Source organism: Sulfitobacter sp. 1A12779 (genome assembly GCF_043557315.1).
Lineage (GTDB): Bacteria > Pseudomonadota > Alphaproteobacteria > Rhodobacterales > Rhodobacteraceae > Sulfitobacter > Sulfitobacter faviae.
In genome coordinates this window covers 1-24,006 of sequence record NZ_JBIFFU010000035.1, presented here as the reverse complement: position 1 = coordinate 24,006, position 24,006 = coordinate 1, and the positions used below count along the sequence as shown (strand labels likewise).

The window sequence follows — 24,006 nt, the reverse complement described above, 5'->3', positions numbered from 1 at the left end:
CAGGCGAATATCGTTGGCGGAAAATAGAAGCGCAAAATCCTTAAAGGGGTTTTCTGCACTCAGCCCCACTCGACCCCCACCAGAGCGACTTGCCGTGCGGCTTTTCCTGGCCCCAGACCCGCATCGGATCGCCCAGGCCGGGCTGCTCACACTTGATTACTTCGGCGCCGAAATCTGCCAGAAGCTGCCCGCAGAAGGGGCCCGCGAGAAGTTGGCCCATCTCAAGTACCCGAATGTTTGAAAGCGGCCCCTGCCGCGTCGCGTCTGCTTGTTGCACCCGCTGTCCTCCCGTCTGTCAATTTGCAGCCCGGACACCTCCATGCCCGAAGACTGCTCTTGTCAGTAATGGATACATTATGAGATGAAAAGTAAACAAGTAAATCTGTAACGAGATCATGGAAGTCATTTATGAACAGTAAAACAGTTGAAATTGTAGAGGTTTCTCCAAGGGACGGGATCCAGAATGATAATCATATACTAAAAATGGATACAAAACTTCTTCTGATCCAACGTGCAATTGCTGCGGGTGCACGTAGAATCGAGGTCACCAGTTTCGTGAATCCAAAGAAGGTTCCACAGATGGCTGATGCCGAGGAGTTGGCCGCCGCGCTGCCGCGCGGGCAAGCACGATACATCGGCCTTGCGCTGAACCGACGAGGCTTCGATCGGGCGGTTGCGGCGAAGCTCGACGAGGTGAACTTCGCCGTGGTACTGAGCGACACCTTTAGCTACCGAAACCAAGGTATGTCGACGGGAGACGGAATTGCACTTTGGCATGAGGTAGCCCATGCAGCCGAGGAGAAAATCGGCACCGGACTGACCCTCGCGGCTGCTTTTGGTTGTCCGTTTGAGGGGGAGATGCCAGTCGCGCGCATGATAGAGGTACTGGAAAAGGCATTGCAGGAAATGCCCGCCGAGCTGACGCTGGCTGATACGATCGGCGTAGCGGCGCCCTCGGACATCCTCGAGCGTGTAGGAGCGGTGAAGGCGCGCTGGCCGGACCTACCGATCCGCCTGCATCTGCATAACACCCGCAACACAGGCTTTGCTAACGCGTGGGCGGGACTGCAAGCGGGTGTACGTTCATTCGATGCCTCCTTGGGCGGGGTAGGTGGTTGCCCTTTTGCTCCACGCGCTACCGGAAACATCGCAACTGAGGATCTCGCCTATATGCTGGGGAGAGCGGGGTACGATACCGGCTGGGACATTGAACGGGCAGCCGAAGCCGCCCGTTGGCTCGAAGCCGAGCTTGGCCACGAGGTCCCGGGCATGGTAATGAAGGCTGGAACCTTTCCGCCAGCCAGCAAGCCATCGAATTGAGACACATGACCCGTACCTCGACCTCGTCGGCGCCTGGCGCCCAACTCGCGCGGCCTGCCGCACCAAAAGGGCCGGCCGCAGAACAAGCTTACGAGGCGATCCGGGATCGGATTTTTTCAGGGGCCCTGGGCGAGAACGATCGAGTAACGGAAGCAGATCTTGCCGAAAGCCTGAACATGTCGCGGACCCCCGTGCGGGAGGCGGTGAAGCGGCTGCTGCTCGAGGGCCTACTAACTCGTGATGCTGGGCCAGGGCTGCGAGTGGTGGCTCTGGCGGATGACGAAGTCATGCAGATCTTCGAAATCCGCATGATGCTCGAAGGCTATGCAGCGCGGCGTGCCGCCACTCGAGCTCTACCGGAGGAAGCCATTGAGCTGCGGCGACTCGCCGAGCTGATGGCGCACCACGTACCGCCACGCTCCGAGAAAGACTTTCGCATTATTGCGGATTCCAATAAAGCCTTCCACAGTCTCGTACTCGAGGCGGCGCGCTCGTCACGTCTTAAGGCGATGCTCTCAGTGGTCGTGCATCTTGCGCTGGTGACACGTACCTTCCGCATGTACAGCGAAGAGGATATGCGGCGTTCGGCACGGCATCACCTCGACATCTCTGACGCCATCGTTGCGCGCGCACCCGACTGGGCGGAGCTGGCAATGGCCACCCACCTGCAGGCTGCAGCCGATCTCGCAAAAGCTGACAAGGAACGAGCTGACGAGAGATAGTCTTAGCGTTTGCGAACTGAGGGGACGCTCCGGCTGCCACAGGCCGAACCCGGCAGAAAATCAAGATCAGAAGACGAACTGAAAGTACATCAAAGAGGAGTCGGACCATGACGCATGAGCATAACGCCCGAGCCGCTCTGGCCACCGACGCCGCGAGAGGATTATGGTCAGATCGGTTAAAGCAGACCGAAGCCACACACGGTTTTGATCAAGGGTACAAACTACTTTACAGCCCGTGGCGTACTCTCGGCGATAGCGATCTGACCTTTCTCTCGTTAAACCCTGGGCGCGCGCCCAACGACGCGGAACTCCGGGTGGTATCCGACGAGAGAGGCAACTCATACCAGGTAGAGCGCGCGACCACACAATCTCCGATTACCGATCAGTTCCTTAAGATGTGTGAATTTCTTCAAGTCGATCCTTTGCGAGTGCTAACAGGGGTTGTGGCGCCCTTCAGGAGCACCAGTTGGGACGGGTTATCGCGAGCGCAAAGGTCTGCGGCCTTGGACGTCGGCAAGGCCTTCTGGACTGAGGCGCTGGAGATGCCAAATCGGCGAGGGCCAATCGTCGTCTGTTCGAACCAAGCCGCACGCACTACTGTCGAAATCCTTAATGCCCAGCATGAGGTCAGTTTTCCAGCAGGTTGGGGGAATATCCGTGTGCATCGGTTTAAAGGCGAAAACGGGCAAATAGTTGTGCACCTGCCGCATCTTTCGCGATTTAGACTATTCGGTCGCGCCCCATCCGAAGAAGCGCTTCGTCAGGTCTTCAATCTGCACGGTAATTGAACGTTTGCCTACTGACAAAACCAGACAGGGCTCGACGTTATCTTCAGTAGCAAAATCCGCCAATATTTGGTCGACCAAAGGCTTATGCCGAGAGCGAAATATAAAAAATTACCTATTCTCTGAGACCGCTTCAACAGAACAAAACGCACAGTATGCCGTGGTTTAGCAGCTTATCAGAGGGCAGAAATGTCGTCATCCAGACCGCGCGTCATCATGGCTGATTTTGCAATCCTACGGCTCGCTGCGATCGCTTGACCAGAGCGGTATTTATCGCCGATCTGGTTGGTGAAATGATGGACCGAGTTTTTGCTATAAAGGATGCCGAACTCGCCCAGGTCGGCCATCTCGTCATAAATCAAGGTGCGCGCGATATGTCCGCCGGTGCCAGTTACCTTGGCCCACTGGGCACTATACCATGGGTAAGCGCAGCGCCTACCGTTGTAATTGACGTAGAGCGGCCGCTGCTCGGCAATTGCCTTGGCGCGCAGATCGTCAAGGTAGCGTGGATCCTGATCTTGCAGGATCAGAGCATCGATGAAAGGGGACCAGGTTTCGGGGGCAAGTTCCACTTCAAAGGGCTCGTTGATGGTGCGCCGCGTTTTCTGGGGATGATAGCGGAAGACGTAGGCGCCGTGTTCGTAGAAGAGGCCTTGACCGAAGATGTGGTGCTCGAACACATCCAGGGGCCGGGCGGGAACGCCAATCCCAAGCGCGATTGCGGCGGCACAGTTACGCCTGGCGTGCCGCCAGTCCGCACGCTCGACATCGTTGGCGGCGGTGAGCATTTGCCGAGCTTCGGCCAACAAGGACGAGGCCGATCCGATCTTCATGACCTTGGTCATCTTCAAGCTGCTTTGCTTATCTTCCTTAGCGCGCAGGGTTTGGAACGTGATCCCAAGTTCTTCGAGGGTCTCGTGGTGACAGCCATGGGCCCGGGCAAAGCGATAGAGTTCCTCCCATGTGCCTCGTAGGTAGGCCCAGCGGGGGGTGTCGATGTCACTGACCAGGCCTTTCTTCTGGTTCTGTGCGTTTTGGTAGTCGATCGAGCGTTTTCGCAAGGCTTGGTAGAATGTCTGCAGAGCTTCGATGCAGCCGAGATCGACCGGGAGACCGACCTGCCGGGCGGACCAGGCAAACATGCCCAGCCGGGATTGCATGCGATCGAGCGTCCCGAGCTTGTGCAGCTTGCGGAGTGTCACTTGCCAGTCGGCCGGGAGTTCTTCCGGAGGCACTGATACCTCCCGCACGTAGCCTCTATTCGGGCCTTTCGGAATGCCTTTGAACTCGGTCCGATGCCGGATGGCCGCAGCAACTTCATCTACCTCGGCCATGAACTCCTCAGGCATCTCGAGGCGCTGCATTGCAGAACTGAGGGCCTCGAGATCTGCGGAGGATTGATTGCGCAACGCGCAGAAGGCTCGGATGTCTGAGGCTTCTGGATCTTCAATATCCTGATCGACAACAAAAGCCATCAGCTGCTCAAGCGTCCGGAGCTCGTCGTCCGACATCTCATCGATTTCTGGCAGGTCGATCAGATGCTGCATGTGCGGTTGGCGCAGGGTGACGTGGCGGGGGATCATACGCGCCCCCCCATAATCTCAGCGTCTTTCTTGTGACTGCGATCCACCATGATCTTTTGGCCGTCTTTGTGCAGCTTCTTCTTGTTGATCCAGACGTAGTTGGTCTCACAGACTGACATGGTGTTGCCCAGCATATCAGCCGCGACTTTGAGATTTCCCCAATTCGTGTCGAGCAGGAGCGTCGCATAGCCGTGGCGCCATTTGTGGAACGTCATGTGCAGCCCGACTTCGCCCGAAGCGCGCTGGAACCACCCATCAAAAGTGTTCTTGGTGAGCGACCCCGAGGATGCCACCGCAGGGAAGAGATAAATGCTGTCATCGGCGTGCGGAAACAGCGGTCGGATCGTTTCTATATACCAATCCATTACTTCGGGACCATGCAGATCGGCATTCAGTTCAACTGGGGCGATCTCTTCCCCGGCCTTTGTTTCTTCTTTGTTCAGGAAGAACTCGTAGGTTGAACTCCTCTGACCTGGCCTGAAGAAGTTTTGCCGAGTGCCAAGCAGCCGCAAGCCCAGACAGTTGGCCATCCGGATCGGCGCACCGGCCCACTCGATGGCTGAAGCCGCGGCGCAAGTGCCAAGCGCCCGAACCCGCTCGATTTCGGCGCGGGTCATGTCGCGGCCCTTTGCATCAGCGATGATCTTCTTCGCGGCGCGCATCATCAGCCGGTGCAAATTTCGGAAGCGGCGCTCTTTGGTCGGGTCTGCGATGAGGTTTTCACACCAGCGTTTGGTCGCGGGACGCATGCCATCGGCCAGCTCTTTGCCCTGCTGGTAGAATTCGCTGCTCTTGAGGATCTCGACGGTCTCGTTATCGAGCAACCCGTTATGACTCAAGACCACAAGGATGTTGTTGTAATAGGCGTAGGCTGAGCTTTGGCTAAGCGTCCCTGGCAGGTGCTCAACCTCTTCTGTGCGCCGCAGTGACGCGCAGAGGTGATCGACGGCAAACAGCCCCTCGACGTCATTAACAGTAGTCAGGTCTTTGATTGGGCTGGGATAGTCAATCAGCGGGTCCGGGTTGTGGTGGGGCTTGCAGTGCGGCAGCGCGCGAAGGTGGTGGCGCAGCGCCGCCCGGTAGCGGTCGCGCGCCTGTTTCCCAACCCGAACAGCATCCTTGCCGGTGGTTCGATCGCGTGTGGAGCTGGCTTTTTTGATCATGGCGAGGACCACCTCATCCACATGGGCGGGCAGAGCATCGAGGTCGCGCAGGCTCGGTTGCATCGGCACCGGATCGGCCGGCAGCAGGGCAGCGAGCTCGGGCAAAAAGGAAAAGGTGTTCAGGGTTTTTTGCGCGGAGCGCACCACCCCGCGTTCGGTCTTGGCCTGCAAGGCCTTCTCGATCCGGTCGGTGGCATCCGGGTTCGCCAGATCCCAAGGCTCAAGCCCGGCGCGCCGGCAGATGTCAGCGAAAGTGGTGAGCGGGCTGATCGACTGCTTCGCGATCAAGCCACCATTTTCAGCGAGGTGCAGTTTTGCCGCCGCCAGCAGGTCGGCCCATCCGTCCTCACGCGCGCGCAACTCCTGTTTTTCGGTTTCCGCGCCGGTGGCTTTGGCGATGGCATTGCGGCATTTCTCCCGCCAGGGTTTGTAGGCACTGAGCTTCTGCGGCAGGTCCGGGCGCGGATGGATGCCGCGCTCGGATTTTGGGAAGGTGACATCGAAGTCCGCGATCTTCAGCGTCTTTGGGCTGGCACCGAAGAGGTTCTTGCGCAGTGTCTTGAGCGGGCTGGAGAGATAGGCAGGGCCATGGACATCGATGTAGTCGATCACGTCCTGCATGGTCTCCATCTTGGCAGGTGCCTGAACTGGCGTGACGCTTTTGGCCTTGCTGGGGAAGAGGTGCTTCATATTGATTTCCTTGTTTAGGTTGATGGTGAAATTGTCCGCTTAAACCGCATTTGTCTGTCTAAGCCGCCGAAAAAGCGGTTCATCCCTGTATTTACCGGACCCGGAAGAATGCGGACGTATCGCTTTTTTCCGGCTATCCCGCAGCCTTCCGCTTAGACCGCGCCGCAGGGGCAAAAAGCGCTTTTTTGCGGTCGGCTGGCGGCTTTTGAGGCTGAGGTTTGGCTATCGCCTTTGCCTTGGGTGCTGGTGCCGTTCGATCCTGATCCTGATCCTGATCCTGTTCCGGCTCGGGCAGAGGCTTTGGGGCGACATGCACGGCATCCGGCAGGTCGAGCAGGAGTTCTTCATCGCGCCAAAGCACCACGTCGAGCGGCCGGTAGAGCTGCATGCGGAGGCCGAGGTCGAGCACGGGAAACGGCAGCTCCCGGCCACGCTTGATCTGCTTGCGCAGCGTGTCGGGGTGCGTTCCGAGTAGTGCGGCCATGCCGGGGAACTTGACCAGCGGCGCGCGCAGCGCGGCTTCGAGATCCTCGATGCCCCCGATGATCGCGGATTTCGGGTGGCGGGATTTGAGCTTGTCGAGATGTCCTGCGAGGTGGCTACCTTCGATACCGTGGATCTGCTGCCAGATGCGGCGCCAGGGATATGTGCTCCCTTCGGGTGCGAGGCCCTGGTCTTTGGCAATGTGGCTTGCCGTTTCGCGGTATGCCCCGGCAAGATGGTGGCCCAAGACCGTCGCAGTGAGGGGTCGACCGCGGTGCAAGTGTTCTTCTGTTTTGCGCAATTCTTCGGCTTTGCGGGTGGCCTTGACTTGGTCGATCATGATGTCTCCTGTCGCGTTGAACAGGAGATGAGCCCGGGGACTGCAGGTGAGAAAGATTTAGGTTTGATAGCCGGAAATGTGGGGGATATCCGAACCCGACAGGTCCCTCCGGGGGCGTTCTGATGGACTATACACCGGTCATGCACTATCCCCAGAACTGACCACTCAGGTGGGACTTATTAAAACTAACCCTTTTTATAGGTATTTAGCATGAGCGTAGGAAAGTTCAGAATTGTCACTGACACTTGCATTGCTTCGGGTCGGTGTTTTGCACATGAAGCCAAACGCCTTGCAGAGACAGGAGTGCTGGAGGCCAATGATCCCAGAGTCGCATATGCAAGTCGCGGATCGAGCAGGCCAGTCCTCAGAAGCATCGGTGATTGCGAGCAGATCTGGCGTCAGGTTATTGACGCGGACAGCCCGCCTGAACTGAAGCAGACTTTGCTCTTGGCAAAAAAGGCCCTCAAGGGCGCCGACACTTTGGTTTCACCGCGCGACATCGCGGCTTGTCTTGAAAACGCAGCCGTTCGGCTTGCCGGAATCGGCATCACGGGGGCTTCCTCCATAGGACCCGGAGAACTGATCGAGCGCGCGGCGATCATCTGTGACTCTGTCGTTTTGAAGGAGCGCCACTGCGAAGAACAGGAAAGTGTGGCAGCCATTGCCCAGTCTTCAGGGGTGCCGCCCCAGAGAGTGCTCTCCGGCATGCTTCGCATGGGCTTAGTGGATGAGAAAGATCACATGGTCCAAGCTTTCATCGAAGGAGATCTTGGGGACTTCAACACGCTCGACCGCACTGCCTTTTTAAAGGCTGCCCTCGAGGAACTTAAAAGCGCAATCCGTGACTTCGCCCCCCTCGGGGCGCCAGAGGAACATCGCAAGGACATCGCGCGGTCACTTCTTCGGCTCAATGCCGCACAGGAAAGCCAGGCGAATGCAGTGGTTAAGGAATCTGATATCCTGAATGCCACGGCCGCACTTGCCGAGAGCTTTGCCAAGGCATTCGCATCTATGGATCGAGAGCGCGCAAAGCGCCTCGCGGGGCTTTCCATGAGCGCCAGCTCACGGAGTCACCTGATCCAGGAGCAAGATCCCGAAAAATTCGTGATCGGCGGGCTCAAGGAGCTTGCTCACCAAGCGAACTAACAGGGTTATAGAATGGCACTTTTAGGGGTCCGCTTTGATCTTTTTCGCGCTTGAGGAAGAGATGAGCCGGGGAGGAATTCAAAATTACGGGGGGTCACTTCCCAGCCGTTCATTTGAAAGTGGGTCGGATAAGAACATCATCTGCTTCCACACCTTGTGGCGCCTCTTCGCCTTTAAACGTTACCCAAGGAGGGCTGTCTGTCACTGCGACGCAGTCAAGCTTCGCTGAGTAGGCGGGCTAATATACGTGCTTCGTGGTCCTGGCCTCCGAAGAAGATCGCAAGAATGCGTACTCGGTGTTGGTGATCATCCACATCGAAATAGAGGACGGCGCGACCCTTCGTGACGTTACGAATGCGCTTGCCCAGATGTGGACGGCGAGTCCCCTGATAGGGGGCCTCGCCCAGGCTGCGCATGGCGCTTTCTATCTCGGCCAGTCTTTGCTCCGCGAGGTTGAAAGCACGTTGGCCATCTTCCCCGAACTCTTGCACTGACTTGATGAGAAAATCGAAGATTAGGTCAAGGTCGTGATCGACGCCGTCGCTACGAACGACGTCAAAGACCATGTTCGGCCTTCTTCCGCGCAATCATGTCTTGGGTCCGGCGATCACCTTCATCAAGTGACACAAAGGTGCCAGCCTGACGCTTGGCCAGAAGCTCACGTAGTGCATCAGTCGCTTGTGATTGTTCTCTCAGGAGTTCCAGCCCCTGCTGCACGACTGCGCTCAGAGTGGCATAGCGCCCCTGGGCCACGAGGTCGCGCGCGTAAGCCTCTTGAGCCTCGCTGATGGATACGGATGCTTTCACGCTCATTTGGATCACCTCAGCCTTATGCTACTAAGTAGTATAAGGCCAGTAATCGGTTGTCGAGAGTTTTGAGTAAACTTCTCGTGCAAAGAAGTGCTGACTGAGGTGTGCAACGCCTCCGGATACGGACGCGATGATCACCGCCCAGGGAACGCGCGACACCAGTTATGAAGAAGCAGGCGAAGGTCAGTTCCTACACCACTTCGCGGGGCACGACCGGTGTTTGAAACAGGTGTTCCCATGGGAACATCCATTTCAAACCACAAAAACTAAGCAACTTGCTTTCGTACTGGCAAGTAACGTCACCACTTGTCAGAAGGTTACGATCTACGGTGATCGTGTAACCTTCGATACTATTCGATGGTGTTCCAAAGTAGCGTTCCCGCGGGAACGCTACTTTGAGGATCGCGGTGAGATAGCGGCAGGTCCAGTGCGCAGAAGCGTCGATCGCCACTTTTCCTGGCTGGAATCACGCTATTGTATGGTTCATAGGTCGGGGCTCCTGGAAAAGCAGCACGTCATAACATGCGCGCTCAGGGACATGCCGAACTGCGGTAAAGTAGCGTTCCCGCGGGAACGCCACTTTGAAACTGAAAGAAACCTACGTATCCGTCTATTGGCTGGCTGGATCATAAACCCTCTTTCAGCGACATAGACTGTCTGCAAGTGCGGCACAGGCTGGCCGCAAGTGTCGCGGTTTCCCCGGAGAAAATCGACATCCATGCAATAGGCCCGAAGGATGGAGACCACATGAAACCCAAGGTGCCAGCCTTTCATCCAAAGAACGCGCAACAGAGAAAGCTGCCGCACCCGCGATGAAGAACTCCTTCGATCAGGTGAAGTTTCACACGCTGATATGGCGCGTGCTAATAGCGGTTCCGAACTGGTGCGGTACCTTCATTTTAAACCGCAAAAACTATGCAATTTGCTTTCGTACTGGCAAGTAACGTCACCATTTGTCAGAAGGTTACGATCTACGGTGATCGTGTAACCTTCGATACTATTCGGTGGTGTTTCAAAGTAGCGTTCCTGCGGGAACGCTACTTTGAGGATCGCGGCGAGATAGCGGCAGGTCCAGTGCGCAGAAGCGTTGATCGCCACTTTTCCTGGCTGGGAGCACGCTATCGTCACGGTTCATAGGTTGGGGCTCCTGGAAAAGCAGCACGTCATATCATGCGCGCTCAGGGACATGCCGAACTGCGGTAAAGTAGCGTTCCCGCGGGAACGCCACTTTGAAACCGAAAGAAACCTACGTATCCGTCTACTGGCTGGCTGGATCCTAAACCCTCTTTCAGCGGCATAGGCTTGATAATTTACCAGGGTGAGCACCATTACCGACGAACTTTTCTCACTCGGCGTCACCTACATAGAAGTGCGGTGCTGGGCATGCGGCAATACTGTGAGGCGCAAACCTGACGAAGTGCCACCAGGGATCACGCAACACCAGTTCGAGCGTAGGTCTGTCTGCAAGTGCGGCACAGGCTGGCCACAGGTGTCCCGGTTTCCCAGTAAGAAACCGACATCGATGTGATAAGCTTCACGCGAGGGAGGCAACATGAAACCCAAGGCGCCCAGATTTTCGTTCAAAGACCGCGCAGCTGAGAAAGCCGCCGCGCGTGCGCGCGATGAAGAACTACTTCGCTCTGGTCAGGTTTCACACGCTGATATGGCACGCGCTAACGGCGGTTTCGTCCGAGGGGCGCGTTACAAAGGCCCATCAAAGCGCATGCAGGCACTCGCTGCGTCCCAGCCGTCAGAGGAAGACAGCGCCTGACTTGCCAATGGCGCGTATGTGAGGAGAAATGCACGTCGGATCGAAGATTCTCGAAACTGTGAACGCACCATATGGTGCGAACCTTTCGGCTTGTCAGCTTGCCGCCGCAATCTCAGACATTGAGACCGCTCAGTCTGCCATGGGACCGGCCTTCTCCTTCTTCTCTGAAATCTCCCCGGAGCTTCAACTGTCTTTCATGTCAGAGATGGGGCTTCCCCATGACAAGGTGCGGCAGGTCGCGAAGCACTTTCAGGCGCTTTGTCCGTTCCCCTTGGCACTCGCTGCGGCCCAGCCGTCAGAGAGCGACAGCGCCTGACTATCGACAAATGGATTCTAAATTCACTATTAAACACCTCTATTTACGGCTCTTGGCTTCGAGGTCTTTTTGGCTTCGGGAAGGTCTTTGGCATAGACAAGGCTCCCGTCCTCATCGAGGCCAACCCCAAGCCCGAGACGTTGCCGTCTTTTCCAGAACGCCTCTTCCTCCGGGCTGGCCTCATCCATCTTCTTGGAGAACCATTCTATCCACTCTGGGTCTGTTTCATCCGGCGTTGAGTTTGTCATCGCAGCGTTCTCCCTCCGCTTGGCCCACTCTAACACAGCTTTGGTTTTGAGTTTAGTGCTGCGGATAAATCGGCTTTATATCTATTAAATCCAATTGGTTAGAGCGCTTCCTTGTGGGTCAACAGGTCTTCCTGCAACCGCGCCGCTTTGCGGCGTGTTCGTTGATCGAGATCGAGTGGCCCCGCTGCTAACAACAGTTCCCCGAGTGTGTTGATCTCGGCGTTCGCTCCGACTCTGGTTGCCTCCTTCCAAACTTTACGGACAGTAGCGCGAGCCTCGCGGCACGTACTTGGCCGACGTTTATGCGTAGCCGTGACAGCATCCGTTTGGCGTATGATCTGCACAGGTGGTTCATTTTTTCTACCCGGGGCGAGATCGGGCAGCGGACCGATAGGCTCTGCATATAGCATTGTGGCCAAGTCAGGGATGCTCAACAGGCTATCGAGTTTGTGCAACTGCATGCTAAATTTTGTTCGTTTATGTAGAACCATCTTAGTCGCGGCATCGATGCCCCAATCCAAGCTAAGGTCGTTAGGCGCCTTACCGTCATCAATGGCTGGGCCGGAGATGTCGGCGAGCCCCATGGTTCTGATGCCTTGGGCTTTCATGGCAGCGCGCAGAGCACTCCACGCGACCTCAGCAGGGTCAGGGCGGCATACCAATGCAGACATGAAGAATACCTCCCTCAGAGCGTCGGTGATCTGAGCTTGCTGTGCTGGTTCCAGGTCCTGCGCGGAAACCCACTCGGGTGTGAGGTCGAGAGGGCGCATTAGGGCGCGCTCGGCTGGTTTGCGAATGGGATCGAGTGCTGCCTTAGCTGCCTTCGAAAGTTCAGCCCAAGTGCGCGTCACAACGCGATACGGGTCGTTCCCCGCATCAGAGTAGCGCACCATCATCTTTCGCGACTTGCCCTCATACGTTGCCCAAGTTCTACGCTTTACCCCCGATGGAACCTCAGCCCACAATTCGCGCCAAGTAGCCAGATGAAGAAGATCGTCCGGCGTGGCGTCGACTATGTCGCGTTCGCACATGAGCCGCCATAGAGCTTGGAGCGGCAAGCGCTCTTTGCGACTCTCGATCATATCCTCGAGCCATGAAGGCAAGTGCTCGGGTACAGGCAAAGTCGCATGTGGTAACAGCAACTTACGGACGCGGTTAATATATATCTGCCAAGTTGTGTCAGAAACGCCAGTGGTCGATTCTGGAAGCTGTGTGATCAATCTCCAGGTATCCTTGATGAGCAGATCGTCAGCTACCGGATCCTTAGGCATACCGAAGGAACCTGAAACACATATGGCCTGCCACACTTGTTGCAAACCGCTTTTAGGCCCTTGGAGTGCCGCAGCTTGATAGCGGGCCAGCGTCGGTGGGAGGGAATAGATTCGCCGTCCCTGCCGGTCATAGTCCGGCGGCGGTCCGATTGGATCAGGAGGCAACAGGCCGCTTTTCGCAACCTCAGGAAGGTCGAACAATTCATTAAAAACCGTCACACCCCGGCGCAGACGCTGGCGCACAGAGGATGAGAGCTTAGCCTTTGGTTGTTTTTTTCGCTCACGCTCGGCGCGACGTTGCAGCTGTTCATCGGTCAGAACTCCACGCTCTGCGTCGAGAGACCAAACCCAGTTAGTCCGAATGTCTGCCGGGTTCATTCCAGCCGCTTTCGCGGGTTCCGAAAGGCCGGGCAGAGCCCGTTCAATCTCCTCCCGACCTGAGCGCCGGATTAGCGTGCGTAAATGCTCCCACGGATCTTCGATCTCACCGGACGGCGAAAAGAGAAGAGAGACTTGGGCGCGCGCAGTCCGATAGACATGCCGGTTTGGGATCAAGGATTGTTGATCCGTCGACAGTGCGTCAAAGCTCGCCGGAAATTGAATATGAAAGGTTGATGTCTGTACCTTGTCAGGGCCGCCAGCAGCCCTTCCGAGCATCAAGAGGGCGCCGCGCACTTGCGGCCAGTTATTTACCAAGGGTTCGCCGGCGTTCGCAGCAGCGTTCCCAAGAGCGATGATATTTTCAAACGTTTCCATGACCGGTAGGTTGGTCTGATCCCCTGTATGGAGAAATAAGGTTTGATTACCTGCTTTTCCCTTTGCGCAAAGCGGCTCTTCTATTTTCGCGACGAAAATCCACGTAAGCGAGCGCACCCCTACCCGCTATTTCGCGGTCCTCTTGCTGAGGGCATTAGCGATATCCTCGAGTACGACCGTGGCGGCCTCTTCGGGTAGGTCTGTGCCATCTTCAAAAGTCAGTCGGAATGCCCCGTCGTTGCTGGCAATAAGGCGGCACGGTGACTGCAACCTACCGCCTACAAATTGAACCGCACGCTCGTTGGGCATATGGCGAGCGACAAAGCGTTTGACCTTCGGTCGACCTCGCCCCTTCCGGTCATGTGCAGTTTGGCGATCATATAAAGGCTTAGCGTCAGAAAGGTATTTTCTAAGCAGTGCCAGCTCTTCGCTCTTAGTTCTATCTTTCGGCGCTTCTTCGAGCATTTTACGCGCCTTGAGATCGCCTGCGCCTGCATCGAAATACTTTACTAACCGGAGGCCAATTTGTTCAGTTATGCAGTCAGGATGGATGATGATAGCACCGATGAAATCAGCGAGCCTCACCAGTGTTCGGATCTTTGATTGTTTTGCTGCGCTGGCCTGTCCGTACATGCTGAGAATGGCCTGATCGACACTTGCGAACGCGCCCGCTTCGACCGTGCGACGGATAAAAAGCGCCCTTTCGAACGGTGAGATGCCCTTGCGTACTTCGTTCTCAATCGCCAGCGCGACCAGCGCTGAGCTAACATCATGCTGCAAAACGCGCGCATTGATCGTCGCAAATCCCGGGTCTCTTGTTTCGCAAAATATCTCTCGGATCGCATGCAAACGGCGCCAACCAGACACCAGCCCGTAGCGAAGCGGCTCGTCAGGATCGCTGATTACGGTTACTTCAATTGGCGTCTTTTGCCCGCTTGCATAAATCGAAGAACGCAGTTCGTGAAACGCATCCTCATCATGCGCTATCCGGTCTCGCACAAAATGCTCTTCGTCGATCTGATCTATGTCTATCTCCTCGAGTAGAAGGCCGGCTTGCCGGAGCCTGTCTTCACCTTCAGCACGACCCTGATTGATAAGACTCTCAACATCCCTGGAAGTCGTAGTGCCGGACATCTTGGGAGACTTTAGTTTTTTAGCGGTGGTCATCACGAAAACTTCTCACTAATTTTAACACATTCGGCGAACTCATCTCTAACAGCAGTGTTCTTCTGCTTACCGTCCCCGCCCTTAATGCAAACGCATTTGACACTCATCAGCTATCCTTCTTTTCGCCGCGAAAATCGCCGTAGTACTGATCTTGGCTTCTTCGGATGAAACCGAAATATTTAGTTTATTCCAGTTTGAGGAACTCTTGCCAGATGACCGTGGCAGCGGACCATATGAGCAGTGAGTTGTCAGATGCTGTGCCGCATCCGATGACCAGTCGGCGTTTCCCAAAGCAGACCATCGAGAGATGATAAAACATCATCCCGTCTCGATATCCCTCCAAGCATGCCCAAAAACGATGCCCCAATTGCCTGCTGCATTTGGTCGGCGCCAACGTGGCTTTTTTATATTGAGCAGCGCGAGCAGAGCCGCTTCAAAGTTGTCGTACTTTTCCTCAGCACCCTTCGCCCCGACCGTGAAGCGTCTATTTCGGACGAGCTTGGGGCTGAAGATGCTTCCGTCACCCGCAACTGGAACACGAAGCATACCTTTGATAAATAAAGAGTTACCTGAATGCTTGAACGCAATGGCCGTTCCTGCTGGTGAGGTGGAATATTCTGCCGAGTGAGTATGTTGCGGGTGGGAACCGGACCAATATCTCCGTCATTGAGAACATCTTCGTCCACGGAGTCTAACTTAGGCTTCTCAACGGTGGATTCCGCCGGTATCAAAAACGTATGAGTTTTGGCCGCCACCCAGCCCTCCGCTGCGGCCAGTGGTAACGTCCGGTGAGCGGACCATGCTGCCGTTCGCTGCGGAGGAACAGTTTCCGTTGCAGTTGAGAAGCTCTCTTGAAGAAAGGGCGGATTGCAGACGTTCACCGCAAGCGCGAACGGGCCAAGGATGATCTGGCGAACCGGACATTAGCCCACCTTTCCGGATCGGAACCAGGATGGTTGATGCGGAGGGCGGGAAACAGCTGTTCGAGGCATGGCCCCACGGCCAAAGAGGTCCTGCGGCAAACGTAATACTTGGCGAGTGCTTTCACGGAGCGATTTTCGACACCTCACTGGCTGAGTGAGACAAACCCACTCTCGCGAGTTTTTGCTAAAGTATCTTGATTCATAGAGGCAGTGTGGCGAACATCGCGCTAAACGACGCGACAACATGAGCGCTCAGATTTTAATTTGGATTGACGATGCATTTGAATAAGTTAGCCATTCGGAACTTTCGCCGCCTGGCGGATGTTAAAATTGACCTTGATCGGGATATCTCGATTTTTGTTGGCGCGAACAACAGTGGCAAGACGTCTGTCGGCCATGCGTTGAATTTCTTTGTCAACGCTACCCGCGATCGCGTCAGTTTCCACGATATCAGCGCGTGTCGCTGGAGTGATATCGCTGCGTTTCAAGCCGGGAATGACAATGCCTCACTTCCGGTGTTGTCGCTCGATCTATGGTTTACCGTGGAGCAGGACGACCTTCATCGTGTACTCGATCTGCTTCCCCGTCTCGAATGGGAGGGATCGCAGGTCGGTGTTCGCATCGCTTTCGCGCCGCGCAACGCAGACGAAACGCTGGCGCATTTCAATGAACGGCACCAACAGGCGCAAGAAGCTGTGGCGGGGATAGAAACGCCCGAAGGTCAGGAGCCCTATATCGCCCCGCCGCGGTCGCTACGCGAATTCCTTGAAGGGGAATTGGGGAAAGAGTACGAGTTCAAATATTACATTCTTGATGAAGCGCAGTTCAACGATGATCTGGAGCCCAACGACGGCTACGAGCCGCAGGAATTGCTCCGTGAACAGGGGCGGACCGGCAAGGATATCATTAGCTCGCTGATCAAAGTCGATTTTCTTCATGCACAGCGCCACCTCTCGGATAGTGAAGGCGGCAGCCGCGCCGAGGAGCTTTCCAGACACCTGAGCCGCTATTATCAGCGCAATCTGCAACGTCACGAGGAAGACCAGAATGCAATAAGAGCGCTGGCGGCCTCGGAGGCGCTGCTAAACGAGCACCTGCGTCAGGTTTTCGCTGACATGCTGGAGCGCCTCGCGCAATTGGGATACCCGGGGCTGACTAACCCGCGACTGATGATCAAGTCCGCGCTCAATCCCGCAACGGTGATGAACAGCCAAGACGGCGCACACGTCCACTATGCGCTAAACGATGAGGGGCTTACGCTCCCCGACAAGTATAACGGCCTTGGCTTTAAGAACCTGATTTACATGGTGGTCGAGCTGCTCGACCTTCACGCGCAATGGGTTGCTACGGAAGAACGGCGTCCTCCGGTCCATCTGGTTTTTGTCGAAGAGCCGGAAGCGCATCTCCATGCGCAGCTGCAGCAGGTATTCGTCAACAAGGTCCGGGAAATCCTCGCCGCAGAGGACGACGCGCCGAACGGGTTCCATACGCAACTTGCCCTGACAACGCACTCGCCACACATCTTGTATGAAAGGGGCTTTCAGCCGATCCGCTACTTCCGGCGCGAGGGCAACGGTACGCAGCAAGCGTCGACAGTTCTGAACTTGTCGGCGTTCTACCGCACAACCGGCAATCCGAGCCGAGACTTTCTGGAAAGATACTTGAAGCTTACACACTGCGACCTGTTCTTCGCTGATGCCGCAGTGCTCGTGGAAGGCAATGTCGAACGGCTGATAATGCCGCAAATGATCGCGAAGGCCGCGCCGGGCCTGCGATCGTGTTACCTGAGCGTGCTGGAGATCGGCGGTGCTTACGCACACCTGTTCCGCACGCTTATCGAGTTTCTTGGGATTACGACACTGGTCGTCACCGACCTGGATAGCGTGACTCCGGCTGCCACTGTGGACGAAGGCGAAGAGGCTGAACCGGCGGAGGCTGAAGACGAAGAGGACGATGCCGCAACGGGTAGCACTTGCACGCCTGAAACACCAAATGCCGTTACCTCGAACCAGATGCTTGCCCGGTGGCTCCCGGCCATAAGCAGGATCGACGAGTTGCTGGCCGCCGATGCCGCGGCGAAAACCATTCCGGGTGACGCGACCGCCATGGGTTCTGTTCGCGTCACCTATCCGTGCACGGTCAACCTCACACGCGGCGATGAACAGATTGAGCGTGCCGGTCGGACACTCGAGGTTGCCTTCGCTTTCGACAACCTCGAATGGACTCAGGAATACCACAATCGGGAACTCAAGCTGCGGATACGCGCGCCGCAGGACCTCGAAGACCTTGCTCTGAAGCTGCACAATAAGGTGCACGGATCGAACTACAAGAAAACAGACTTCGCCCTCGCATTGCTCGCCAAAGACCCCGATGGCTGGACTGTGCCCCGCTACATCGCCGAGGGGTTGCAATGGCTTGAAGATACACTGGGCGTTGCGGAGCAAGAGATCGAAGAGCCCGGGGGTGCTGCCGGATGACAAGCCGTATAGGAAAGCCCAATACAGCGACCGACACGGCTCTTCATGAGCGGCTCGCCAAAGACGGCAACCGCCACTTTGTCATGGTGGCAGGCGCCGGTTCGGGGAAAACCACGTCGCTCGTAAAGGCCTTGGCTCAGATCGAATGCACGCAGGGTGCGTCTTTGCGCAGAAACGGACAAGAAGTTGCCTGCATCACCTATACGGAAGTGGCCGTCGAAGAAATTCGCGGTGATGTCGGCAATGACGATCTCTTCCACGTTTCGACGATTCACAGCTTTCTCTGGACCGTAATCAAGCCGTTCCAGAACAATCTCCGCGAATGGGTGAAAGGCAGGCTACACGAGAAGATTGCCGAAAAGCAGGAAAAGATAGACAAGCCTAAAACAAGAGAAGCCACAAAGGCGCGTGCGGCCGAGGATATCGTGCGATATCAGGATCAACTCGCCGAGATCGATCGCGTCAAGAATTTTCGCTATGGCACCGGGAGCGATTACACCAATGGTGTGCTCGGTCACAGTGACATTCTGAGGATTGGCCCCGCATTTATTCAGGATCATACGTTGATGCGTAGTGTCCTGACGCGGCGCTTTCCCGTCATCTTTGTCGATGAAAGCCAGGATACAGACCCCGCCTTTGTCGAGGCTTTGCGCCACGTAGCGAGAGAAACACCCCGAGGGTTTTGTCTCGGTTTCTTCGGTGATCCGGTCCAGAAGATCTACATGCAGGGGGCCGGTCCAATCGAGACCGAAGACGGCTGGGAAACGCTGGAAAAGCCTGAGAATTTCAGGTGCCCGCAAGCTGTGTTGCGCGTTATCAACCGGATCAGGGCCGAAGATGACGGGTTGGAGCAGACACGCGGACGCCGTGAAATCGTTGACGGTGAAGAGGTTCCGGTAGAAGGCACAGCACGGGTGTTGATCTTGCCGGCTGACGACCAGAGACAAGAACGGCTCGAAAATGCGCGTCAGTGGCTTGCCGATCAGGACAATGATGATGGCTGGTTAGAAACCGAAGATGAAAGCGCGCTAAGGCTGCTGGTGCTGGTCCACCGGATGGCTGCGGCGCGTCTCGGGTTTCCAGACCTTTACAGCGCGCTCAACGACAAATCATCGGAAGAACTGAGCTCGGGGTTGATCGATGGCACCGCCTGGGTCGTGCGGCCCTTCCTCTCGTATATCATGCCGGTCGCGCTCGCGCGTCAGGAGGGGCGCGAATTCGAAATCATGCGCCTGCTGCGTAAGCATAGCCCGCAGTTCCAGCCCGAAACCGCGGCCGCTGCAGATACGGCAGGATTCCTGAATGCGCTGCGGGACGAAATCGCCGAACTGGTGGCAATGCTTCAGCCCGGCAGCGGTGCTCGTATCGGCGATGTCGTTAGTTTTCTGGCAGCCAGCAACTTGTTCGGACTCGACGAACGATACGCCGCGCTTGTCGAGAAGTTTGCCCAAATTGAAGAACAGGTAGCCGATCCCGCCCCCGAGAACGCAGCGCTGCGCTTCATGCAATGCGAAGCATCCGAGTTGTGGGGCTACCGGAAATACATCGAAAAACTCTCGCCCTTTACCACACAGCAAGGCATCAAGGGCGCGGAATTCGAAAAGGTCTTAGTGGTCGTTGATGATCAGGAGGGCAGATCGAACGCATTCTCTTATGGCAAATACTTTGGTGTGACGCCGCTTTCTGACACAGATCAGGCTCATGTGGATGCCGGGCGGGACTCCGTAATCGGCCGAACACGGCGCTTGTTCTATGTCTGTTGCTCGCGGGCGTTGTCCGACCTTGCCGTAGTCATTTTTGCCGAAGATACGGCACAGATGCGTGATGCAATCACAGAAAAGGCCTTTTTCGAGCCTGACTGCATCAACGTCTTCGAATAGTCTGAGGATTTCTCAGACCACGGATGGTCATGAACTCAACGCTGATCGGCGTAGAAGGCGCATTACAAGCAGACTTAGGTTTCATCGAGCTTTCCGATCCCGAGAGCTTCTTCGATACCCTTTGGTTGGGAGACCCACCGGTCATTTTCAAGGCTAAATTCGGCACCGTTGATGCAATAGCGGTGCTTCCCAGGCTTACCATCCGACTTCCGGATTTTTGGACCAGATGCTGCCCATCCAGTCTCAGCACCTACGACCGGACCAAGCAACTCTCCAGTCATTGCGTCCATGTCAAGGTGGTAGGTTACTAACTCAACAACGAATGAGAACTCTCGGCCATCGTAGTTAACCTGAACAACATCGCCCTCATTAACTGGACATTCTTCATGAGCGATTTTGGTTCTGAGCTCTTCAATTTCGCGTTGAGCCTCAATGAACCTTCGCTTTGCATCATCGAGCTTTTCTAAGTCGGTCACCGTCAAAGATCCTTATTCTTTACTTGTGATTAAGTTTAGCAGTTGAAATGACATCGGTCCCACCGCCCTAAAACGCTGAACTTCGCTACAGTGTCGGAAAGTCCGCACTGCCGACCTTCATCCTCCGAAAATGCTGCGCGATGGACGAATGGCCGGTCTGGTGAATCTGCGCCGCAGCAATAGCCAGCCTTGCGAACGGCAGCAACGGGCCGTGAGCGACTGCCTTCCACTCCCAGCAGGATGGGCGGAGAGCTGCCGTTCGTCGCAAAACGCGCGAACGGCAGCTATGCGGACAAAGCCGCCATTCGTGCTCAGTCCTGCGGCGCGCTTACGTTCAATTTAGATCGGCGGGACAGTGGCCGCGGTAAGCGAAAAAAGCCGTCGTCAGGGCCACGGACAGAACCAGCAACGGGGCGATGGCATGGCTGAACTCGCCGTGCGACAGAACCGTGCCCGCGGCTCCGAGCATCACCAGGCTGGCGAGGCCTGCGCCCCAGAGCCGGGTCGGGCGCCAAGCGATCAGCGCCGCCGCAGTCAGTTCCAGCACGCCGGTGACGTAGTGGAACCAGCCGGGATAGCCCCACCTTGCGTAATCGGCGAGGATGGTTCCGGAGGCGAAGATATTGCTGATCCCGCCCACGACAAAGAACGCGGCCAGCAGCCAAGAGAGGAGGGATTTCCAGGGAAGATTACGCATGTTGGTTATTGTCTCCGCGCAAGGCGCCATGAAGGAAGGTCGATATCGTCTCGCGCACATGATGCGCGCGTTCGTCAGGTGAAACCGGGGCAGTGTGCCCGGTCAGCGCGCGCAGTTGCGGGCCGGCCGTCAGCAGCAAGACGAACTGTTCGGCGCGCGTTTCGGGCGAAGGGCCGTGGCGTAATCCGGGCCGCCCACGAAGCCATTCAGCGAGGATTGCCGTGCCGGTCTCATGTCCCGACCGCAGGATCGACTGCGCCAAGTCAGGGAAACGCTGACCTTCGGAGATCATCAGGCGGTGCAGGGCCAGCGTGCGTGGCTGTAAGACGATCTCAAGCATCCTTTTGCCGAATATCGTCAGGGTCGGGCCGATCTCCCCTTCACCTATATCAAGATCTCGCAAGGGCTGGGTTTGGTCATCACACAGCCGAGTGACGACGTCGATGAACAGCCCCTGCTTTCCACCGAAACGACCGTAGACATTGCGCCGAGAGCCACCCACCCGGCCGATGAGTTCGTCGATTGACACGCCTTCGTAGCCGCGTTCGAGGAACAGCTCTGCGGCCGTATCGGTCAGCGCCTGAATGCGTGCCGCGCCATGTGCAGTTCGGTGAGTAACGGATTGCATGCCTTGCCTGTCTGTTGAAGAAATATGGTAACATACCATACCATATGATTTAAGCAACCTTTATCAAATCATGCCGCATATGGGCAGACCGAACGGCAGTTTTCGGGCCGCGCCTTCCGCGGCACTCGCGAGCAACTACCTTCCAGTTGCCTGCCTGAATGTCTCGGATGGGCTCGAACCGGGATTTCGCCGCACGGTCACGAACGACCGCTACCGGACAGAAACCCCTTGCCACAACCTGTGTGCCTAAAACGGTCGATTCCGCCGGTGACAGAAACGTGTGAGTTTTGGCACATCATGCGGTGCGGAGAAGGTCCGGAGGGAACCCAACCTGCTCATTCGTCAGGGCGCAGCGAATGTCTGGCTACGAGCTTCCGTCTGCATTCCGATGAACAAAAACCGTCCCGCTTTGCGTCGTATCATGCGCACCAATACAGAGTCGGTGATCCCCCAAAACTTCGATGACACGGCACTTTCCGACATGGCCCGGATCGTCCGTGTCCGCCATCCGCGCCAGTTCTTCCCGAAGTTGCGCGAGTATGGTCATGCGTCGGTCAACCGCGGCGAGCTGTTTCCTCGCGATCTCGTGGGCGGGTGCGCAGTCTTCTGACGGAGCTTCGGCCAGCGCCATCAGATCGGCGATGTCATTGAGGCCGAAGCCGAGTTCCCGCGCGTGCCGTAAAAAGGCGAGGCGTTCGAGCGCAGCTTCGTCATAGCGCCGCTGTCCCCCTTCGGTCCGGGCAGGCGACGGGATCAGGCCACGTTGTTCGTAGTAGCGGATCGTCGTTACTTTCACGCCCGTGCGGCGCGACATCTGGCCGATGGAATATTCCTTCATCTTCGCCCTTGAACCTACAGTCACTGTAGATCTTATCTATCCCGAAGCAGTACGAATCGAAAGGGGCCTTCATGGGTCACGGCCACCATCATCACGTCGATCCCGAGGCAGGCGATCGCCGGGTCTTTGCCGCCATCGCAGTCAATATGGGCCTGACGATCGCGCAGATCGTCGGCGGCATCGTTTCCGGCTCGCTCGCGCTGATCGCGGACGCGCTACACAACTTTTCCGACGCGATCTCACTGATCATCGCCTTCGCCGCCCGCAAGATCGCGCGACGGCCACAGGACGCAGAAATGACGTTCGGCTACGGACGGGTCGAGGTTGTGGCCGCGCTCATCAACTACACCACGCTGATCGTGATCGGCCTCTACCTGCTCTATGAAGCCGCGATGCGCTTTGCCGATCCGCAGCCGGTCGAAGGCTGGCTGATCGTCATCATCGCGGGGATTGCTTTGGTCGTGGACGCCGTGACAGCCGCCCTGACCTACGCTATGTCCAAATCCAGCGTGAATATCCGCGCGGCGTTCCTGCACAATGTGGCTGACGCGCTCGGCTCGTTAGCGGTGATCGTCGCGGGCACGCTGATCCTGCTATACGACTGGCGGCTGATCGACCCTCTCGTGACGGTTCTGATCGCAGGCTACATTCTGTGGCAGTCCTTCCGCGAGATCGGGCCGGTCATCCGTATCCTGATGCTCGGCTCGCCATCGCAGATCGAGACGGAGGCGGTGTTGGAAACCGTGCGCGGAATCGACGGCGTGAAAAGCATCCACCACGCGCATTTCTGGCAGATGGACGAACACTGGGCTGCACTGGACGCGCATGTCGTCATTGCCGAAGGCCGTTGGTCCGATGCAGACGCCGTGAAGGAGCGGATCAAAACCGCACTCGCAGATCGGTTCGATATCGAGCACACGACGCTGGAGCTGGAATGCGCACGCCACGCCTGCGACGATCCCTCCGAGTTCGGCGGGCGCGGACATGGCGAGTAGCAACACGGATGATCGGCCCTGAAAGCAGATTTTGCGTCGATGGCAGCTTTTCGGCAAAGCGGACACCAGCCTGTCGACAAAACGGCTCGGTCGAAAACGGTGGATTCCGCCGGTGACTAAAACGGATGAGTTTTGACCGTTGAGCGCGGCATAGCGGACCTTCACCGATGGGCTGGCCACTTTCCGCAGTGCGGACAAAGCGCCATTTTGCTGCGGCTGCGCAAATGGCTGCTTTAGGCCTGGCGCACCAATAGAACATTGCAGCAGGACACGTCGGTTAATCCGTATAGCTTCGGCAGGCATCGACCCCTACGGCTGTCGAGGCAAGTAGTTGATCTGCGTCGCGGATGAGATCAGCGATCCGCCTGTCCGCAAGGCGATACCGGACGAACCGACCTTCGTTCCTGCGACTGACCAGACCGCAATCCAAAAGGCAGCGCAGATGGTTCGAGACATTGGGCTGACCAAGCCCTGTTTGGGTAACGATTTCCTGCACGCTGCGTTCGTCCGACAGTAGCGCA

At 56.7% G+C, this 24,006-nt stretch carries 21 protein-coding genes; 7 read left to right on the top strand and 14 right to left on the bottom strand.

Annotation, left to right across the window (positions count from 1 at the left end):
- Positions 1-40: 40 nt before the first annotated feature.
- Positions 41-220 carry a CoA transferase gene (locus ACGYLQ_RS19500; RefSeq protein ID WP_394444479.1) on the bottom strand — a complete coding sequence of 60 codons (180 nt, stop codon included), beginning with the start codon at positions 218-220 and terminating at the stop codon, positions 41-43.
- Positions 221-408: 188 nt separating this feature from the next.
- Here ACGYLQ_RS19500 and ACGYLQ_RS19495 point away from each other — a divergent pair, with 188 nt between their 5' ends.
- From ACGYLQ_RS19495 to ACGYLQ_RS19485, 3 genes are all read left to right on the top strand, one after another.
- Positions 409-1,320 (top strand): hydroxymethylglutaryl-CoA lyase, encoded by a 912-nt coding sequence (locus tag ACGYLQ_RS19495; protein ID WP_394444478.1) that lies wholly within the window; start codon positions 409-411, stop codon positions 1,318-1,320.
- Positions 1,321-1,325: 5 nt separating this feature from the next.
- Positions 1,326-2,042: a GntR family transcriptional regulator gene (locus ACGYLQ_RS19490; protein ID WP_394444476.1), complete on the top strand. Its 717-nt coding sequence runs from the start codon at positions 1,326-1,328 to the stop codon at positions 2,040-2,042.
- Between the two features lie 107 nt (positions 2,043-2,149).
- Positions 2,150-2,830: a hypothetical protein gene (locus ACGYLQ_RS19485; protein WP_394444474.1), complete on the top strand. Its 681-nt coding sequence runs from the start codon at positions 2,150-2,152 to the stop codon at positions 2,828-2,830.
- A gap of 173 nt (positions 2,831-3,003) precedes the next feature.
- Here the strand turns inward: ACGYLQ_RS19485 and ACGYLQ_RS19480 are convergent, their stop codons facing one another.
- The 3 genes from ACGYLQ_RS19480 to ACGYLQ_RS19470 form a co-directional block, all read right to left on the bottom strand.
- On the bottom strand, positions 3,004-4,410 hold the full coding sequence (locus tag ACGYLQ_RS19480; protein WP_394444472.1) for a hypothetical protein: 1,407 nt from the start codon (positions 4,408-4,410) through the stop codon (positions 3,004-3,006).
- Complete coding sequence (locus ACGYLQ_RS19475; protein WP_394444470.1) at positions 4,407-6,263, bottom strand: hypothetical protein; 1,857 nt, start codon at positions 6,261-6,263, stop codon at positions 4,407-4,409. Before ACGYLQ_RS19475 ends, ACGYLQ_RS19480 begins: the two co-directional genes overlap by 4 nt.
- Before the next feature lie 133 nt (positions 6,264-6,396).
- Positions 6,397-7,086: a hypothetical protein gene (locus tag ACGYLQ_RS19470; RefSeq protein ID WP_394444468.1), complete on the bottom strand. Its 690-nt coding sequence runs from the start codon at positions 7,084-7,086 to the stop codon at positions 6,397-6,399.
- A gap of 210 nt (positions 7,087-7,296) precedes the next feature.
- Here ACGYLQ_RS19470 and ACGYLQ_RS19465 point away from each other — a divergent pair, with 210 nt between their 5' ends.
- A complete protein-coding gene (locus tag ACGYLQ_RS19465) occupies positions 7,297-8,232 on the top strand; it encodes a hypothetical protein (RefSeq protein WP_394444467.1) in 936 nt (311 codons plus the stop codon).
- Between the two features lie 215 nt (positions 8,233-8,447).
- On the opposite strand, the gene ACGYLQ_RS19460 is transcribed toward ACGYLQ_RS19465, so the two are convergent.
- From ACGYLQ_RS19460 to ACGYLQ_RS19440, 5 genes are all read right to left on the bottom strand, one after another.
- On the bottom strand, positions 8,448-8,798 hold the full coding sequence (locus ACGYLQ_RS19460) for a type II toxin-antitoxin system RelE/ParE family toxin (protein ID WP_394444465.1): 351 nt from the start codon (positions 8,796-8,798) through the stop codon (positions 8,448-8,450).
- Positions 8,788-9,045 carry a type II toxin-antitoxin system ParD family antitoxin gene (locus ACGYLQ_RS19455; protein ID WP_394444463.1) on the bottom strand — a complete coding sequence of 86 codons (258 nt, stop codon included), beginning with the start codon at positions 9,043-9,045 and terminating at the stop codon, positions 8,788-8,790. Before ACGYLQ_RS19455 ends, ACGYLQ_RS19460 begins: the two co-directional genes overlap by 11 nt.
- Before the next feature lie 2,113 nt (positions 9,046-11,158).
- Entirely contained in the window at positions 11,159-11,377 is a 219-nt protein-coding gene (locus tag ACGYLQ_RS19450; RefSeq protein ID WP_394444461.1) for a hypothetical protein, read from the bottom strand.
- A 98-nt stretch (positions 11,378-11,475) separates the two neighbouring features.
- Positions 11,476-13,521, bottom strand: a complete 2,046-nt coding sequence (locus tag ACGYLQ_RS19445) for a hypothetical protein (protein ID WP_394444459.1) — start codon at positions 13,519-13,521, stop codon at positions 11,476-11,478.
- Between the two features lie 9 nt (positions 13,522-13,530).
- Complete coding sequence (locus ACGYLQ_RS19440) at positions 13,531-14,571, bottom strand: ParB/RepB/Spo0J family partition protein (protein WP_394444457.1); 1,041 nt, start codon at positions 14,569-14,571, stop codon at positions 13,531-13,533.
- 1,198 nt (positions 14,572-15,769) lie between these two features.
- On the opposite strand from ACGYLQ_RS19440, the gene ACGYLQ_RS19435 reads away from it, so the two are divergent.
- Positions 15,770-17,971, top strand: a complete 2,202-nt coding sequence (locus ACGYLQ_RS19435; RefSeq protein WP_394444455.1) for an ATP-dependent endonuclease — start codon at positions 15,770-15,772, stop codon at positions 17,969-17,971.
- Positions 17,968-19,851 carry a UvrD-helicase domain-containing protein gene (locus ACGYLQ_RS19430; protein ID WP_394444453.1) on the top strand — a complete coding sequence of 628 codons (1,884 nt, stop codon included), beginning with the start codon at positions 17,968-17,970 and terminating at the stop codon, positions 19,849-19,851. The genes ACGYLQ_RS19435 and ACGYLQ_RS19430 overlap by 4 nt, the downstream gene beginning before the upstream one ends.
- Before the next feature lie 74 nt (positions 19,852-19,925).
- Here ACGYLQ_RS19430 and ACGYLQ_RS19425 read toward each other — a convergent pair whose 3' ends face one another.
- From ACGYLQ_RS19425 to ACGYLQ_RS19410, 4 genes are all read right to left on the bottom strand, one after another.
- Positions 19,926-20,327: a hypothetical protein gene (locus tag ACGYLQ_RS19425; RefSeq protein WP_394444451.1), complete on the bottom strand. Its 402-nt coding sequence runs from the start codon at positions 20,325-20,327 to the stop codon at positions 19,926-19,928.
- Positions 20,328-20,661: 334 nt separating this feature from the next.
- A complete protein-coding gene (locus tag ACGYLQ_RS19420; protein ID WP_067625232.1) occupies positions 20,662-21,024 on the bottom strand; it encodes a DoxX family protein in 363 nt (120 codons plus the stop codon).
- Positions 21,017-21,652, bottom strand: coding sequence for a TetR/AcrR family transcriptional regulator (locus ACGYLQ_RS19415; protein ID WP_067625230.1), 636 nt, complete (start codon positions 21,650-21,652; stop codon positions 21,017-21,019). Before ACGYLQ_RS19415 ends, ACGYLQ_RS19420 begins: the two co-directional genes overlap by 8 nt.
- Positions 21,653-22,016: 364 nt before the next feature.
- A complete protein-coding gene (locus ACGYLQ_RS19410) occupies positions 22,017-22,490 on the bottom strand; it encodes a helix-turn-helix domain-containing protein (RefSeq protein ID WP_394444448.1) in 474 nt (157 codons plus the stop codon).
- A 71-nt stretch (positions 22,491-22,561) separates the two neighbouring features.
- Here ACGYLQ_RS19410 and ACGYLQ_RS19405 point away from each other — a divergent pair, with 71 nt between their 5' ends.
- Complete coding sequence (locus ACGYLQ_RS19405) at positions 22,562-23,485, top strand: cation diffusion facilitator family transporter (RefSeq protein WP_394444446.1); 924 nt, start codon at positions 22,562-22,564, stop codon at positions 23,483-23,485.
- 277 nt (positions 23,486-23,762) lie between these two features.
- Here the strand turns inward: ACGYLQ_RS19405 and ACGYLQ_RS19400 are convergent.
- On the bottom strand, positions 23,763-24,006 hold a 244-nt coding region (locus ACGYLQ_RS19400), incomplete at its 5' end, for an ArsR/SmtB family transcription factor (RefSeq protein WP_394444444.1).